This window comes from Kitasatospora sp. NPDC053057, assembly GCF_044546945.1.
In the GTDB taxonomy this organism is placed as follows: domain Bacteria; phylum Actinomycetota; class Actinomycetes; order Streptomycetales; family Streptomycetaceae; genus Kitasatospora.
Genome location: NZ_JBITZP010000016.1, coordinates 141587 through 158214 on the forward strand (window position 1 = coordinate 141587; position 16628 = coordinate 158214).

Annotated in this window: 6 protein-coding genes; 2 read left to right on the plus strand and 4 right to left on the minus strand. The window is 71.5% G+C overall.

The genetic code is table 11. From position 1 onward, the window contains the following. The first annotated feature begins 152 nt into the window (after nt 1-152). Complete coding sequence (locus tag ACIG5E_RS19010) at nt 153-1163, plus strand: zinc-binding alcohol dehydrogenase family protein (RefSeq protein WP_396534674.1); 1011 nt, start codon at nt 153-155, stop codon at nt 1161-1163. 20 nt (nt 1164-1183) lie between these two features. Here ACIG5E_RS19010 and ACIG5E_RS19015 read toward each other — a convergent pair whose 3' ends face one another. From ACIG5E_RS19015 to ACIG5E_RS19030, 4 genes are all read right to left on the minus strand, one after another. Next, nucleotides 1184-1909: a hypothetical protein gene (locus ACIG5E_RS19015; RefSeq protein WP_396534635.1), complete on the minus strand. Its 726-nt coding sequence runs from the start codon at nt 1907-1909 to the stop codon at nt 1184-1186. Nucleotides 1910-1994: 85 nt separating this feature from the next. Continuing rightward, a complete protein-coding gene (locus ACIG5E_RS19020) occupies nt 1995-3752 on the minus strand; it encodes a serine/threonine-protein kinase (RefSeq protein WP_396534637.1) in 1758 nt (585 codons plus the stop codon). 182 nt (nt 3753-3934) lie between these two features. Continuing rightward, nucleotides 3935-4261, minus strand: a complete 327-nt coding sequence (locus tag ACIG5E_RS19025) for a hypothetical protein (protein WP_396534639.1) — start codon at nt 4259-4261, stop codon at nt 3935-3937. A gap of 65 nt (nt 4262-4326) precedes the next feature. After that, nucleotides 4327-11943: a polymorphic toxin-type HINT domain-containing protein gene (locus ACIG5E_RS19030; protein WP_396534641.1), complete on the minus strand. Its 7617-nt coding sequence runs from the start codon at nt 11941-11943 to the stop codon at nt 4327-4329. Nucleotides 11944-12372: 429 nt separating this feature from the next. Here ACIG5E_RS19030 and ACIG5E_RS19035 point away from each other — a divergent pair, with 429 nt between their 5' ends. After that, nucleotides 12373-16506: a LamG-like jellyroll fold domain-containing protein gene (locus ACIG5E_RS19035; protein WP_396534643.1), complete on the plus strand. Its 4134-nt coding sequence runs from the start codon at nt 12373-12375 to the stop codon at nt 16504-16506. Nucleotides 16507-16628 lie beyond the last annotated feature (122 nt).

The following is a 16628-nucleotide window of genomic DNA, read 5'->3' on the forward strand; positions in this document are numbered from 1 at the left end:
GGCGGGGCTGTCCGCCCGCCCGGCCCGCTCACCCCGAGCGGGCCGGGCACCCGCGCTTCCGGCCGGGCCGGAGCCGCGTAACTGCTACAGAGCGTCAGAATGGTTAGTGGATTAGGCTGGTAGCCATGACCCACGAGATCCACACGGCCACGATGCCCGCCGTCGCCTACCGCAGGAGCCTGCCGATCGACGACCCCGAGAGCCTGGTCGACATCGAGCTCCCGATCCCCGAACCCGGCCCGCGGGACCTGCTGGTGCAGGTGGAGGCCGTGGCCGTCAACCCGATCGACTGCAAGGTCCGGCGCACCACCGACCCGGGTGGCACGCCCAAGGTGCTGGGCTGGGACGCGGCCGGCACCGTCGTCGCCGTCGGCGCCGACGTGGAGCTCTTCCGGGTCGGGGACGAGGTCTACTACGCCGGCGCCATCGACCGCCCCGGCGCCGACTCCCGCTACCACGCCGTCGACGAGAGCCTGGTCGGACGCAAGCCCGCCTCGCTCTCCTTCACCGAGGCGGCCGCGATGCCGCTGACCTCGCTCACCGCCTGGGAGGGCCTGTTCGACCGGCTCGGGCTGCGCACCGGCACCCCTGAGCAGACCGGCACGCTGCTGGTGACGGCCGCCGCGGGCGGCGTCGGCGCGATGGTCGCCCAGCTGGCCCGCGCCCTCACCGGCCTCACCGTGATCGGCACCGCCTCCCGCCCGCAGACCGCCGCCTTCGCCCGCCGCATGGGCGCCGACCACGTGGTCGACCACACCGAGCCCCTCGCCCCGCAGCTCGCCGAGCTCGCCCCCGGCGGCATCGACCACGTCTTCAGCACGACCGGGACGCAACGCAACCTCCCCGTCTACGCGGAGGTGCTCAACCCCTTCGGCCGGATCGTCGCCATCGACGACGTCGACACCCTGCCGATGGGCCTGCTCAAGGCGAAGAGCATCGCGTTCCACTGGGAGTCGATGTACACGCGCTCCCGCTTCGCGACCGCCGACCGGGCCATGCAGCACCACATCCTCACCCGGGTGGCGCACCTGGTGGACGCCGGAGTCCTGCGCACCACCGCCACCCGGGATCTCGGGCCCGTCAACGCCGCCAACCTCCGCGCGGCGCACCGGCTCCAGGAATCCGGTACCGCCATCGGGAAGACGACCCTCACCGGGTTCTGACCAGGCGCCCGCCCGTTCCGTCAGCTGCCCGGCGGGTTCTGACCCAGGTAGCGAAGGCCCTGTTTGAGGTAGGCCCGCGGATTGGTGGCCAGATGGCGGGCCCAGCTGGGCTTGGTCTCGCCGCGCCGGTGGGCGTAGCAGGCCAGTGCGTAGCCGAACATCCGCTCGTTCAGGTAGCCGAGCCGCGTGTACGACCAACCCCGGTTGTTCTGAGTGAAGTTGAAGGCGGAGTTGGCCGCGAAGATGCCGAGTCCGAAGTGGACCGTCAGCAGGTCGGTGAGCGGTTCGTGGTCGCGCCGGTCGGCGGAGATGCGCTGCTCGTCGAGGAGGCGGACGTGCCCCAGCTCGTGGGCGATGGTGGCGACCAGGGCGACCGGACGGGCGGCCTGGCGCTGGTCGATGGCGATCACCGGCCGCCCGTTCACGCGCCGGTAGTGCCCGGCGGCGTAGCGGGACTTCCGTTCGAGCCTGAGGTCCGCGACCATGGCGTCCTCGCCGTCGTCCGGCTCGATCTCGATCGTCAGCCGGTTGGGCGCCACGTCCAGGTATCCGCACAGCTGGGCGATGACGCTCCGGATGTCCTCCTCGGAGCCCTCGTACGGCCCCGGGAAGAACTCGGCGGTCGGCAGGACCGGCGCGCGGTCCAGCACGCCACGGCCGAACTCGGCCGCCAGCCAGGCCATCGACTCCTCTATCCACGCCCGCTCGTCCGGCCCGACCGGGCACTTCGGTGAGAACAGCGCCATGACACCCCCCAAATGATCACGGACATCATGCACCACCAGCGGAGACGGGCACCGGTGCTCCCTGCGTTCCGTCTTCGGAACGTCCCTAGCCGGCGGGCTTCCAGAGAGTGAGCAGGAAGCTGTACGCCGGAGGGTCGAACGGCTGCCCGGTCGGCTTCACGTCGGTGATCCTGAGCATTGCGAGGTTCCCCTTGTCGGTGACCGTGCAGAGCACGTCGCCCTTCTTCAGAACCTTCTGGTCGATCAGCGCCGTGTTGCTGAGCTCCGCGGGCAGTGGGGCGGTGTCCACCGACTGACGGCACTGCTCCGGTGACGTCCCCGGGCTCTTGGCCATGGGGGTGCGGAAGGTCATCAACTGGAGGATGTAGTAGAAGTCGACCTCGTGGTCGCTGAAATCCCCGTTCGGTACGACCTTGGGCGTGTCCAGATCGACGGTGATCGCCGCGCCGATCACCGGCGGGCCGACGAGCAGCGGGCGGTCGACGAAGATCGGCTCGTAGCCGCGCTTGGGAGCCGCGGTGGCGGACGCGGTGGCGGACGCCGTGGCCTGCGGGGCGTCGGCAGGCTGCTTGCTCGGGGTCGCGGCCCCGGCCGCAGGGGCGGGTGTGTTCGTCGCCGACGTGCCGGTGGCCACGGTGGTACCGGTCTTGTCGTCGCCGGACAGGACCCAGGCCGTGCCGGCGGCGATCACGGCCAGGGCCGCCACGAGGGCGACGGCCAGCGGCGTCCGTCGACGCGGCGGCCGCCCGGCCGCCGTGGCCGCCGTGGCCGCCTCCGTTGTCGCCGCCGGGGACGGGGGTGCGGTCCGGGTGGGCGCGCCGTGCACGTCACCGCCTGGATGCCCCGACACCTGGGTGGGCACGTACCCGACCGCACTCGGGCCGGCCCCGGCCTCCGGTGCGGGCCCCGCCGCCAGCAACCGCTCCGTCTCACGCTCGCGCTCGGCGACGGCCGCGGCGATCGGGGCCGGCAGCCAGCCGTCACCAGGCTTCAGGGAAAGGCCCGACGCGCGCTCGCACAGCTCCGCCAGCTCGGTCGGCGTCGCCCTGGCCGTCGGGTCGGCGGTGAGCGTACGCTCCAGCAGCGGCCGCAACTGCTCCGGATACCCGGTCAGATCCGGCGGGCGCAGCTCGGTGTTGGCGATCTGGGTGGCCACGGTCAGCGCGCCGCCCGAGCCGTACGGGTGCCGGCCGGTGGCCGCGACGGCGGCGATCAGGCCGAGCGAGAAGACGTCGGCGGCCGCCGTGATCTCGGCCCCCGTGCCGTGCTCGGGCGACATGAACTGCGGGGTGCCGATGAAGCCGCCGCTCCGGGTGAGCTGGGTGGCCTCGGTGGCGCGCGCGATCCCGAAGTCGATCACCCAGGGGCCGTTCGCTCCGAGCAGGATGTTGGCGGGCTTGAGGTCACGGTGGACGACCCCGGCCGCGTGCACGGACGCCAGCCCGCTTGCCACGCACCCGACCAACTGCAGCGCCACGGGCACCGGCAGCGGGCCGTACCTCGCCAGCGCCTCGTCCAGCGGCAGCCCCGGCACGTACGCGGTCGCCAGCCACGGCTGCTCCCCGCTCGCGTCGTGGTCCAGCACCGGCACCAGGTGGTAGCCCCGCACCTGCTGCGCCGCACGCACCTCGTGCTGGAAGCGGCGCAGGAACTCCGCGTCACCCGCGAACTCCCGGCGGATCACCTTCAGCGCGACCGGCCGGTTCCCCCGGGTACGTGAGAGGTACACCGACCCCATGCCGCCCTCGCCGATCCTGGCGAGCAGCCGGTACCCGGCGACCTCCCGCGGTTCATCCGCCCCGAGCGCGCTCAGCGCGCGGCCGTTCCCACTGATGGAACCCACCCCCGATCACATTGAAGATCAACAATAACCGACGGCCACCCCCGGTCGGGCCGCCCGGTCCCGACCTCCGGCCGCACTCCGGCGGGCGCGGCATCCATCGCCGCCAACGAACGGGCGCGCAAAACGCCCGGCCGGGAAACCCCGGCCGGGCGCCTGCATGACTCATCACAGCCTGAGTCGTACTACTTCCGCGTGGCGCGGGCCATCCAGTCCTCGAACCCCAGGACAACCCGCTCCAGAGCCGTTTCGAAATCCGCGCCGGAAATCGTCCCGGTCTCGAACGACTGCCAGGACTCGGCCAGTGCGTCAACCAGATCGCCTTGCTCGATGAGGAGATCGGACATGTCCTCCCCGCTCAGCGCGTGCTTCCCTTCGGACATCACCCAGCCGGCACTCGCCGCATCCGCCGAGATTCCCCGGCCGGCGAGTTCGACCGTGCGCCACGAGACTCGTGGGTCTGCGGCGACCCGCAGGAGGACATCGAGTGCCTCGGAGTTCCTTGCAGCCATGACATGTTCCTCGCAGTCGGGACACCGGGCTCGAAGCCACTGGTCAGCGCGTTGACGACCGGATCCTACGTACCGGCCATGAACTTCCTTGCCCAGGGGATGGCCGCCTTTCCCTCCGGGACGTCAGCTCCTCCCGCACGGAGGACATTTGCGCAATATGTCAGGCAGCTGTTCCCCAGCGGATGGTACGCACCCCAGCTGCCCTGGGTCTCCCCCTGGAACTGCAGGGCGGCCTTCGCGTTCGGAAGGTCGATGTCCCGGCTCATGATGCTCGGAGGTCCGGAGTACGGAGAGACGACCGCTTCACCGTCATGCGGCATGAGATGCGTATGCGTCACCGTCTCGCCGTCGGTCACCTCGATGCTGAAGTGGTTCCCGTCTCCGTGATAGTGCAGGGTCGCCACGCCTTCACCGCACGTGTTGTGCACGAGGACCGGCGTGGTGCCCGCGAGCACGTAGTACGTGTGGAGCTGGTCGACGGTCAGGTTGTGCATCGCCCGGGCGCCGGCCACGGCCCGGGTGCCGACGATGCGGACCAGGTGGCCATCGGCCGAGACGAGCGTGTCGCCGGGCCGGAGCTCCGCCGCCGGGGTCCACGTCCGGGTGGTGTCGTCCCAGAAGGGATGGTTGGCGGTGGTGTGGAGGTCGGTGCCCTGGCCGTCGTCGCCGACGACCGTGACGTCCAGCAGGTCCTCGTCGCCGTGCACCCAGGTCGCGGTCACGGTGCGGGCGCCCTGGTCGACGGCCGTGTCCTGGTCCGCGGACTGGACGCGGTCTCCGACGGTGACGTCACCGATGGCCTTGGTAGCGCCGTCGGCCATCAGCACCCGGGTGTCCGGGGTGAAGCTGCAGTAGGTCCCCGGCGACGAGTCGGAGCCCCCGCCCGGGGAGTCCTCGCCACTCGGTGCGTTGCCGCTGGTCGTCGTGTCGTCACCGGCCTTGCCCGCACCGCCCGGCTCGCTGTTCGGCTCCTTGCTGCTGCCGCTCTTCGGGCTGGACGGCTCGTCACTCTTGGGCGTGGTCGGCGCGGGGTCGGGATCGGAGGGGACCGACTCGTCGTCGCTGAGGAGCTGCTTGAGTGCGCTGGCTCCCTCCTCGATCTCGTCCGCGGCCTTGTACGCCTTGACGCCCTCCTCGACGGCCTTGACCAGTCCGTAGCCGTCGATCGCGATCGAGGCGACCGTGCCGGTCACCTGCCCCGCGATGTAGGCGTCGGAGTCGGTGTCGATGCCGAACAGGTCCGCGACCGGGGTGTCGTCGACGTAGTCCATGTGCCCGGCCTCGGGCATGTACCAGGCGTTTTCCTCGTAGATGTAGTCGTTGTAGAGGTCGGCGCAGCTGTTCCAGACGTCGGCGGTGCCGTCGACGACCCACTCGTAGGGGTCACCGACGATCGAGTCGGCCGCGCCGGCGAGGAAGTCACCGGTGTCGTCCACGGCCTCGTCGAACCAGTCCTCGCCCCACCACAGGCCCTTGGGGTCGCTGCCGGTCGTCGGGTTGTCGGCGGCGTACGCGTAGCCGCCCATCTGGTTGGCATCGCCAGTCTCGAGGACCGGGTCGACGCTGAGGAACCGGCCGGTCACCGGGTCGTAGTGGCGGGCTCCCAGCAGACTCAGGCCGGTTGTGGCGTCGACCGGCTGGCCGAGGAAGCCGTGGTTGTCCGCCCAGTTGGCCGGGTTGGCACCACGGAGGTTGCCGTAGGGGTCGAGCGCCCGCCGGGTGATGCCCAAGCTGGTGCCGTCGACCTGGAGTTGGGCCGTTCCCTGGCGGCCGGCCGGCTGGTAGCAGACGCCTCCCTTGCTGGAGCGCACGATCGTCGTGCCGTCCGGCGCGTTGTAGTAGCGCAGGCCGGTGACCGTCTTGCCCACCGCGTCGAGGCTGAGCTGCTCCACGCCGCCGAAGAGGTAGAGCGTGGTGTTGCCGGGGCCGCGCTGGAGCAGCAGGTTGCCGTCGGCGTCGTAGAGGTAGCCACTCTGCTTCCCGTCCGTGGTGGCGGTCTGCGTGCGGCCTTCGGCGTCGTACGCGAAGCTCTGGTTGCTCGCCTTTGCGCCCGTGGTGACCCGGCCGAGGGTGTTGCCGGCCTTGTCGTACGCGGGCTTCAGCGTGGTGGTGCCGGTGGTCGGGTTGCTGATGGTGACGGTGGCCGCCGCGTTGGGCTGGTAGGCGGTCGCCGTGCCGGCACCCGGGTAGGTGATGGTCTGGGTGGTGTCCTTCGCCGCGTTGCCGGTGACGTCGTGGCTGACCTGCTGGGTGCGGTCGCCGAGTTGGTTGAACTGCCAGTCCTGCCAGTACGGGTTGGGCCCGCCGATCGTGGCCGGGCTCGGCTTGGCGGTGTTGCACCGGGCGAGCTGGCCGGCGGTGGCGCCGGTGATGCCCTTGGTGTCCGTCCAGGCGGTGACCAGCCGGTCCTGTGCGTCGTAGGTGAAGCACTGGGTGTCCGTGGTCCGGTCCGTCCCGCCGCCCGACTGGACGTCGGAGGCGGTGGTCAGGTTGCCGGACTCGTCGTAGCCCAGGGTGAGGTTGCTGATCGGGTTGGCCGTGTTGTTCTGCAGGGTGACCCGGTTGGTGGCCAGTCGGCCGGTCGCCTGGTCGTAGGTCTGTGCGGTGCGCAGCTGTTTGGTGGGCGAGCCAATGGTGGTCTGCCACACCTGGCCGGTCGGGCTGTAGTTGGTGGTGGCGACGTACGGCGTGCTGGGCGAGCCCATGCTGGAGAGCAGGCCCTGGAGGTTGTAGCCGAACCCGACGGTCTCGCTCGGCAGACCGCCCTCGCTGCCGAAGGTGGTGGAGGCGAGCAGGTTGACGTTGGCGGTGTAGGCGGCCCCGATGCTGTAGGTGCCGGCCAGCTTGCCTTCGGCGGCCGGGATGACGAAGGTGGCCCCGGTGGGCTGACCGACCGTGGTGTACCCGTCGATCCGCGAGACGTAGGCGCTGCCGTTCTTCCCGCCGACGTAGCGGGTCGAGGCGGTCGGCGACCCCTTGCTGAGGCTGTCGTAGGTCCAGTCGGCGAGCAGCTTCGCGGGGTCGCTCGTGTCGCTGCCCATGTACTCGCCGGTCTTCCGGCCCAGCGGGTCGTAGGTGTAGGAGAGCGTCTGGCCGCGCGCGTCCGTGGTGGAGGTGACCCGGCCCATCGCGTCGTAGCTCGTGGAGCTGGTTCCGCTGTCCGGGTCGGTCTGCGTGAGCTTCCGGCCCTGGAGGTCGTACGTGTAGGACCAGGTGTTGCCGACGGTGTCCTTGATCGTGGCCGGCTTGCCGGCGGCCGTGTAGGTGTAGTGGGTGGTGATGTCCGCGGTGGCTGCCGAGTTCGCCGTGCCGCTGGACCAGAGCAGGGTGCTGACCGCGTCGTAGACGCCGAGGTTGCCGTCGCCCTGGACCTTCACGACCGCACCGGGGTGGCCGGCCGTGTTGCTGGACCAGAGCTGGACGCCCTTGGGGTCCTTGACCACGAAGTTGCCGTCGGCCTGCACGGTCGCGTAGGCGCCCGGGTGTCCCGAGGTGCCCGCGGACCAGAGCGTCCTGCCGTCGGTCAGTGCCGTGAGGACGAGGTTGCCGTCCGCCTGCGCGGCCAGCCGGACGCTGCCGGAGACCTCGGAACTACCGGACTGGATCGCCGAGTTCGCGGCCAGCGTCTTGTCGCCCGTGGTGTCGCGCGACACCGTCGCGGTGGTGCGGCCCTGGGCGTCGGTGTAGGTCGTGGTGGCCTTGCCGCCGCCCGGCGGGGTGGTGTCGACCCGGTCGACGCCGCGATAGGCGGTGGAGGAGCGCCAGACCGTGGTGGCGAAGGAGTCCAGCTCCGAGCTGACGGCGCGGCCCTGGCCGTCATAGCGGGTACGGGTCACCGACGGGCCGGTGTTGTTCGTCTCCGCCCACATCGCGGTGCCCGGGGCGTTCGCCGGGTCCGAATACGGGGCGATGGCGCCGACGGTCCAGCCGTGCGAGTCGTAGAACGTCGATTTGACCAGCCGGCCCGCCGAGTTGTCGGCCGTGGTCGCCTGTTCCTGGCGGAGTTGCAGCAGGCCGTCGTAGATGCTCGCGCTGAAGCCGTACGACCCGTCCTCGCGCAGCGACTGCGTGGTGACGCTGTTCGGGTCCGGGTTGTCCCCGGCGCCGTGGACGGCGTACGAGTAGATCTTGTCGGGGCTCTGCGTGGCCTTGTTCCGGCCCGGGAACCAGACCCTGGTCCGGCGGCCGAGCGCGTCGAACAGGACGTCGGTGACCCGGCCGTTGGAGTCGACGGCGTGGGTGACCGCCGCGCGGGTGGGCGCGACGGTGCTGCTGGAGGTCCAGCCGAGCGGGTTGGTGGTGGATATGGAGGTGGGCAGGGTGCCGCTGTCCGGGCTGTAGCTGGTCGTGGTGGCGGCGCCCGCGCCGTCCCGGCTCCGGATCACGCGCCCGTACTTGTCGTAGCTCAGCGCGCCGATCGTCTGGAAGACCGGCCTGCCCTGGGCGTCGTAGGAGGTGACCGCCTGGGTGGCGGTGACCAGGCCGAGGGTGGAGCCGTTCTGGCCGAGGGTGCCGAGGGTTCCGGGGTTGGTGACGCTGCCGTCGCCGTCGTAGAACATCCGCTTGTGCGAGAGCGTCGTGGCGGCGCTCTCGGGGGTTCCGCAGGGGCCCGAGACGGTGATGGTCTCGTCCGGGACGGTCAGCAGCAGCGGGCTGGCGGCCGGTGCGTCCGCGTACTTGGTGGTGGTGCAGCTCTCCTGGGAGGGGTCGGCGAGGTCGCCCTTGTCGTCCACCTGGGAGAGGCGTCCGAGCGCGTCGTTGACCTGCTTCGTCTGCGTGGTGCGCCAGGTGCCGTCGGAGAGCAGGCCCATCGACCGGGTGCCGGTGGACTGAACCCGGCGGGCCGTCTGGTCCGGCAGGGTGGAGAGCTTGGCGGGCGCCGGGTCTTCCGAGGTCCAGGCCGTCCGGGCCGCGGTCGCGGTGACGGTGGTGCCGGGGGCGTCGGTGAGCACCTTGCGGTTGATGCTGCCGCCGGCCTGGGTGTAGCTGTCGGTCTCCTGGGCGGTGCCGGCCAGCCAGGGGCTGTCGGTGGTCTGCTCGCCGAGCGAGTTGGCGAGCTTGACGCTGCGCTGGGTGCCGTCGGCCTTGTAGTCGCCGTCCATGCCCTGGAGGTAGGAGACGGTGGTCTGGGTGATCGGGTCGGGCGCGGCGCCGGTGGTCGTGGTGACGGTCCGGTAGCCGCGGAACTCGTTCCAGGTGCGATGCTTGTCGTCGGTCAGTTCGGAGTCGTCCCGGTGCCAGGCCGCGCCGCCGCCATAGGCGTAGTTGGTGACCTTCGCCGGGGAGCCCGCCTTGGTCCGGTCGCTCTCGGCGACCTGCGCGACCATGGTCTTGTTGAACCAGTCGGCGATCGGATCCTTGCCGCCGGGCGTGTTCCAGAACACCGGGTAGCAGCCCATGGTGTTGCTGTCGGCCGAGGACGGCATGTGGTTGTTGTCGCGCGAGCACTCCGGCGCCCGGTAGGAGACGGCGATCGACTCGCCGGTCTCGGTCTGGATGCTGGAGACGCGCGGGTGGTACAGCGGCGGCGCCGCCGGGCTCAGCCCGTCCACCCGGTTGTCCAGTTCGACGCCGACGAAGCTCACCGGGTCGAGGGCGAGGCTGCCGGTGCCGCCCGCCGAGGTGTCCTTGCCGGTGTGGACGATCTGCGAGAGCCACATCACGGACTGGAGGGCGCCGGTGGTCTTCGGGTCCTGGGTCTTGCCGGTGACCGGGTCCATGGTGCCGCCGGCGTCGGAGAACACCTGGTTCAGGTCGTAGGTGTCCACGTCCTGCCAGGCGTTGCCGACCTTCACCTTGGTGTCGATCGACTTGAGCCGGTAGGTGGACCAGAAGCTCGGGCCGCCCATCAGACAGACGCCGTCGGTGTTGTCGCCGTCCGCCTTGGTCTTGTCGTCGGCCTTGCACGTGAGGTCGTACGGGGTGTCGGGCCAGTTGGCGGCGGTGTCCTTGGACAGGTTGGACGCCTGGCAGACGCTGTCCGAAGTGGTGCAGCGCTGCGCCGCGTTGAAGACGACCTTCGCCGAGGGCTCGTGGCCCGCCTGGGCGTCGGCCAGCTGGTAGCCGTAGGAGACCTGGGTCAGGTGGCCGCCGCGGGTGTACTGGGTCATCGTGCCGCCGTCGCCGTTCTTGGCGACCTGGCCGTAGCCCATGTTGTAGTAGTTCGACTCGGTCGCCCAGTCGTAGCGCTGGGTGTTGCCGTGCGCGTCGACCACGAAGTCGAGGTTGAAGCGGTAGCCGACCGGCTTGTCACAGCGCGAGTCGTTGCCCTTGCCGGAGTCGTGGCAGGGATCGTCCGACTTCGGGTGGTAGACCGGCACGCCCCAGGCGCTGTTGGTGGCGGCGTCCGTGGTGGTGCCGGGGGCGTGGTCGAGGCCCAGGTAGTACGAGGTGCCGTCGGTCGTGGTGACCTTGAAGTACTCGCCGTCCCACAGGCCGTTGGAGGCGCCGGTGAGGCGCTCGATCCGCGTGCCGTCGTCGTTCGGCAGGCGGTAGACGCCGTCGGAGTCGCGGATGAGCTTGCCGTTGTGCGAGCCGAGCGAGATGGTCGCGTTCCAGCCGGCCCAGCACTCGTCGCCGGAGTCGTCGATGCCGTCGTTCCTGCAGGGCTTGTAGGAGCGCTCGATGAAGCCCGGGCTGTACGCCCAGCCGTCGCCGATCCACGAGGACTGCGAGTTGCGCGCGGAGGTCTCACCGTCGACCGACTGCGAGTCGTAGGAGAGCGCGACCAGTGGCGAGACCCCGCCGAGCGCGGGCGGGAGGGTGATCGGGTAGCGGTAGGTGAACGCGCCGGAGGACGACGTCGACCAGGCGCCCGAGGCGGACAGCGAGGTCGCGCCGTAGTCGCCCTGCGATCCGCCGCTGCCCGCCACCGCGGCCACCGCCATGCCGGGCGCGGCCTGCGCGGCGAGCGCCGAGCGCGAGGCGAACGGGCTCGCCGACTTCGCGGCCGGGGCCGCCGGGGGCAGCGCCACGGTGGCGGTCAGCTTCTTCGCCGCCGGGTCGTTGACCGACTCGATCGGCTTCTGCACCCGGCACGAGGGCAGTTGGGGGCTGGTCAGCGCGCAGCCGGGCAGGGCTACCAGGTGCAGCCTGGAGGCCCAACCGCCGCCGTACGCCTGCTCGACGGCGCCGTAGTCCAGTGAGACGGAGACCCCGCCGACGCCGGCGCCCTTGTCGGCGCGCTCCAGGCCGACCAGCAGTCCGTCCACGCCGGCGCCCCTGGTCTGCTCGTGGTCGGCCGTACGCACCTGCACCGAGGAGACCGGGGCGAGCGGCGCCAGCGGGCTCACCAGGGCGCGGGCCCGGGTGCCGACCGCGGAGGGCTCTGCGGCGGCCATCGACACCGGGGACGACCCGGCCCCGGCATCGGTCCTGACGTCGGACGCCCGCACCGCAGCGGGTGCGGCGCTCGTCCGCTCGGCTCCCCCGGCCGCCGCCCCGAGGTCGACCGTGACGGTCGAAGCGGTCGGCCACACCGGGGCGACCGGCTTGTGCGCCGTCAGTTCCCGTGCTCCCGCGGTCAGTACCGGGACGGGCTTCGCCCCGGTGCCACCCACCGGGTGGCCCGGGACCTTGGCCGGTTGGGGCAGCGGGTCGGCCGCCCATTCCTTGTCGGTGTAGTGGTAGCCGCCGACGACCGACTCGGCCACCGCCATCGGTGTCAGCAGCGAAAGGGTCACCGCTGTCGCGACGGCGACCGTCCCACGTCGTGCCAGTGCACGCGCGCGGGGACCGTGAATCCGGCGCAGCTTTGATCGCATGCCGAACTATCCCCCTGTCGAACATTTCCTTTCAGATACCCGCCGAGTGCGAACATCTGACGATACGTATGATCGTTCCGCACCGTATTGCCACAGATGTTTCACCAGCAAAGGGCAACCGGGAACCACGCCGTCGAGGGTTCTCCCGGCGGTTCCGGCTGGGCTGCCACAGCTGGATGAACACGATCAAATGCGGTGCGAATCCGACATTCGGCGGACCTGACGGGGCATCCGGCTGTGAAGAACATCACGGCAACCCGCCGCCGTCTCCAGCTGTCCTGAAAGGGCGACCTCATGGGGGAAATCACCCGCGCCCGGAACCATCCGGCACGAACACTGATACGTGCCGTGGTGATTCCGGCCACACTCACCGGCCTGTTCCTGGGCGGCGCCGGCCCGGCCCTGGCGGACGGTCAGCCGTCCCCCGCCGCCCCGATGCCGACGACCGTCGCGACGCCGCTCGCGGCCGCCTCGGCGTCGGCCCGCGAGTCCGGCCGCCCCGTCCCGGTGGACGAACTGACCACCGAGACCGCCGACACGACGGCGAACGCCGACGGCACCTTCACCCTCACCACCCACCTCCAGCCGGTGCGGGTCAAGCGGGACGGCATCTGGAAGCCGCTCGACCCGACCCTGGGCCGCAACGACGACGGCAGCCTCTCCCCGAAGGCCACCCCCGCCGGGCTCTCCCTCTCCGGCGGCGGCACCGGCCCACTGGCCACCCTCACCGACCCGAAGGGCCGCCGCCTCGCCCTGACCTTCCCGACCGCGCTCCCGACCCCCCGGGTCAGCGGCGACAGCGCCCGCTACAACGGCGTCCTGCCCGGCGTGGACCTCGACGTCACCGCCACCGAACAGGGCGGCCTGCGCGAGGTCCTGGTCGTCCACGACGCCGCCGCGGCCGCCAACCCGGCGCTCAAGTCACTCAGGTTGGCCACCCGCACCACCGACGGCCTCTCCCTCTCCGCCGGCCCCGACGGCTCCCTCACGGCCCGCGACGGCGACGGCACCGCCGCATTCACCGCCCCGACCCCGGTGATGTGGGACTCGGCCGGCCGGTCCGCCGGCTCCCCGGCCCAGACGGCCCCCACCCGGACCCCCACCGAGCACCAGCCGGGCGGCGACGCCCAGGTCCGCCCGGTCGAGGCGAAGGCCGCGGCGGACGCGCTGGTGCTCACCCCCGACGCGGCCCTGCTGTCCGGCTCGAACACCGTCTGGCCGCTCTACATCGACCCCGCGGTCAGCCCGGTCACCAGCACCACCAACCACTACACGATCGTCCAGGAGGGCTGCCCGGGTTACACGTACTACGACACCGCCCAGGACAACGGCCAAGGCGTCGGCTACCAGCACTGGAAGGACTGCTACGGCCTCCAGCGCTCGTTCTACGAGGTCGGCCTCGGCAACCTCAGCGGCGACATGGTGATCTCCAAGTCGGTGCTGCACCTCACCGAGACCTACGCCGCGTCCTGGGACTGCACCAAGAAATCCCAGGTGCGCCTCGCCACCGTCGGCCGGATCTCCTCCTCCACCAGCTGGGACAACCAGCCCTCGGTGACCGGCGACGGCTGGCTCGGCACGCAGAACCCGACCAGCGCCAACGGCGGTGGCGGCTGCGGCAACCAGGAGGTCAACTTCGACGTCACCGGCCAGATCAAGAAGCTCGCCGGGCACGCCGACAGCTGGACCTTCGGCCTCTACGGCAACGAGTCCAAGTCCGACGACAACGACGACTACCTGCGGTTCAACCGCAACCCGTACCTGACCACGGTCTTCGACATCGCCCCCAACCAGCCCGACGCGCTCGGCACCACCCCCGCCGCCCACAACCCGGACGGCAACGGCTGCGACAGCCAGCCCGGCTGGATCGGCAACTCCGGCACCGCCGGCAGCGCGTCCGACATCGCACTGAACGCCCACCTCACCACCCGGATGAGCGGCGTCAACCTGCGCGGCCGGTTCAAGGTGTGGGACACCCAGGCGGGCGGGGCGGCCAAGAGCCAGCCGACCAGCGACTGGGTCTCCCCCGGCGGCACCGTCCGCACCAACCTCGGATTCACCGTCAGCGACGGCCACCAGTACGGCTGGTCGGTCCAGGCCGAGGACGGCACCCTCACCGGCCCCGTCTCAACGGCCTGCTCCTTCAAGGTCGACCTCACCCCGCCCACCGTCCCGGCCATCGCCGACTCCCCGGTCTTCCCGCCCCTCGGCAGCTCCGCCACGCCCACCGGGCACGCCGGTGACGGCGGCGTGAGCGTCAAGGTCACCGCCACCGACCCGACCCCGGCCGGCTGCCCCGGCGGTTGCCTGAGCAGCGGCGTCAAGCGCTTCGAGTACGCGCTGGACACCGACATCAACGGCGCGAACTGGGTGCCCGCCGCCGCCTCCGGGGGCGGCACCGCGAGCGCCGACGTGCCCATCACGCTCAGCGCCGCCCAGTGGGGCGCCCACACCCTCTACGTCCGGGCCGTCGACGCGGCCGGCAACACCCAGGCCACTGCCGCCCAGTACAGCTTCTTCGCACCGTGGAACCCGGCCGCCAAGGTCGTCCAGGGCGACCTCGACGGGGACGGCGTCCCGGACCTCGCCGCTCCGACCACCGACGGCGACCTGATGCTCGTCCGCGGCGACAGCAACCCGGCCGCCACCCCGCAGGTGATCTCCACCAGGGACAAGAGCCCGGACGGCACCGGCTGGGACAACTACCTGATCGCCCACCGCGGCACCGCCACCGGCAGCAACACCGACGACCTGTTCGCCTTCAACAAGGCGACCCACCAGCTCTACCTCTACCCGAACGACGCCACCACCGCCGGGGGCACCGCGGGCCGCTTCACGCTGACCCAGAACGTGCTCGCGATCAAGAACTCGGACAGCTGCCCGGCCAAGGGCAGCGACGGCACCTGGAACAACGTCAGCCAGATCCTGGCCCCCGGCAAGCTCGCCCAACTCGCCGACGCCCCCGACCTGATCACCGTCGACAAGGGCGAACTCCGGTACTACCCCGGCAGCTTCCAGGCCGGCTGCAACCTCGCGGCCGGCGTGCGGATCGGCACCGGCGACTGGTCCCACACCACCCTGATCGCCCCGGGCAAGGTCGGTGGCGTGCCCACCCTGTGGGCCCGCGACAACACCACCGGCGCGGTCCTCAGCTATCCGCTGACCTTCACCAACGGCACGCCCACCGCGTCGTTCCCGGCACCGGCCGGAGCCGCGCTCACCTCCGCCGTCCTGAACGACGCGGGCAAGAACCTGTGCCTGGACATCGACTACGCGAAGACCGCCGACGGCACCGCCGCCCAGGTCTGGGGCTGCAACGGCACCAACGCCCAGACCGTCCTGCGGGGCACCGACAACACGCTGCACGTCCTCGGCAAGTGCCTGGACGTCACCGGCGGCCGCACCGCCAACCTCACCCCCGTCCAGCTCTGGACCTGCAACAACACCGACGCACAGCAGTGGGTCCCGGGCCCGAACCCCGGCTCCCTCAAGAACCCGGCCTCCGGCCGCTGCCTCGCCGACCCGTCCGGCAACAGGAACCCGGGCACCCGGCTGGTGATCCAGGACTGCGCCGCCTCCCCCGCCCAGAACTGGGCCGCCACCACCACCGGCAACGCACTGCCCGACGCCCAGCAGGTGCTCCCGCTCGGCGTCGGCGGCGGCGACTACCCGACCGTCGGCTCACCCGGCGACGCCCAGAGCACCGGCAACCCGGCCCTCTACGCGGCCACCACGAGCGGCCGGATCGTCGAGTACCCGGGCGTCGCGCCGGCCGGCGGCACCGCCCGCTTCGACAGCCCGGTGACCATCGGCTACCTGCACCAGCCCGTCGACTGGTGGAAGCTCGCCGGCACCACCGACAGCATCCGCCCGGCGAACGGCCTCACACCGGGCGGCGGCGCGGCCATCACGACCGATCCCGCCCAGGGCAACGCACTCGCCCTCAACGGCTCGTCGGCGTACGCCGCCACGGCCGGCCCGGTGCTCAACACCGGTGGCAGCTACACCGTCTCGGCCTGGGTCAACCTGTCCGACCTGACGAACAACTCCACCTTCGTCTCCCAGTCCGGCACCAACGCCAACGGCCTCCAGCTCTACTACTCCAACTGGGCGCACGGCTTCGCCGTCGGGCGGGCCCACGCGGACGACGCCGCCGGCACCTTCTCCAGCGCCTACGGGCCGGGCGACGGGCCGCTGAGCCCGAAGGTGAACACCTGGTACCACCTGGTCGGGGTCTACGACGCCGACCGGCAGCAACTGCGGCTGTACGTCAACGGCCAGGCCGCCGGCACCGCCGACTACACCGGCACCGTCTGGAACGCCAACGGCCCGTTCCAACTCGGCCGCCGCCTCTACCAGGGCAGCTACGGCGAGTACGCGGCCGGCCGGATCAGCGACGTCCAGGTCTTCGACCAGGCGCTGTCCCCCGCCGGGGTGGCCTCGCTCGGCACGTCCCAGCCGGTGCCGACCCAGCTCAGCTGACCGCTGACGTGGGGCGGGGGGGGGGGGGGGGGGGGGGGGGGGGGGGGGGGGGGGGCGGGGCCGCGGGGGGGGGGGGGGGGGCGGGGGCGGGGGGGGGGGGCGGGGGCGGCCGCGCCGCGCGG

Bases quoted from the DNA above. Each gene is read 5' to 3' on its own strand.
- ACIG5E_RS19025 (WP_396534639.1), bottom strand. From the start codon at position 4,261: ATGGCTGCAAGGAACTCCGAGGCACTCGATGTCCTCCTGCGGGTCGCC.
- ACIG5E_RS19010 (WP_396534674.1), top strand. From the start codon at position 153: ATGCCCGCCGTCGCCTACCGCAGGAGCCTGCCGATCGACGACCCCGAG.
- ACIG5E_RS19015 (WP_396534635.1), bottom strand. From the start codon at position 1,909: ATGGCGCTGTTCTCACCGAAGTGCCCGGTCGGGCCGGACGAGCGGGCG.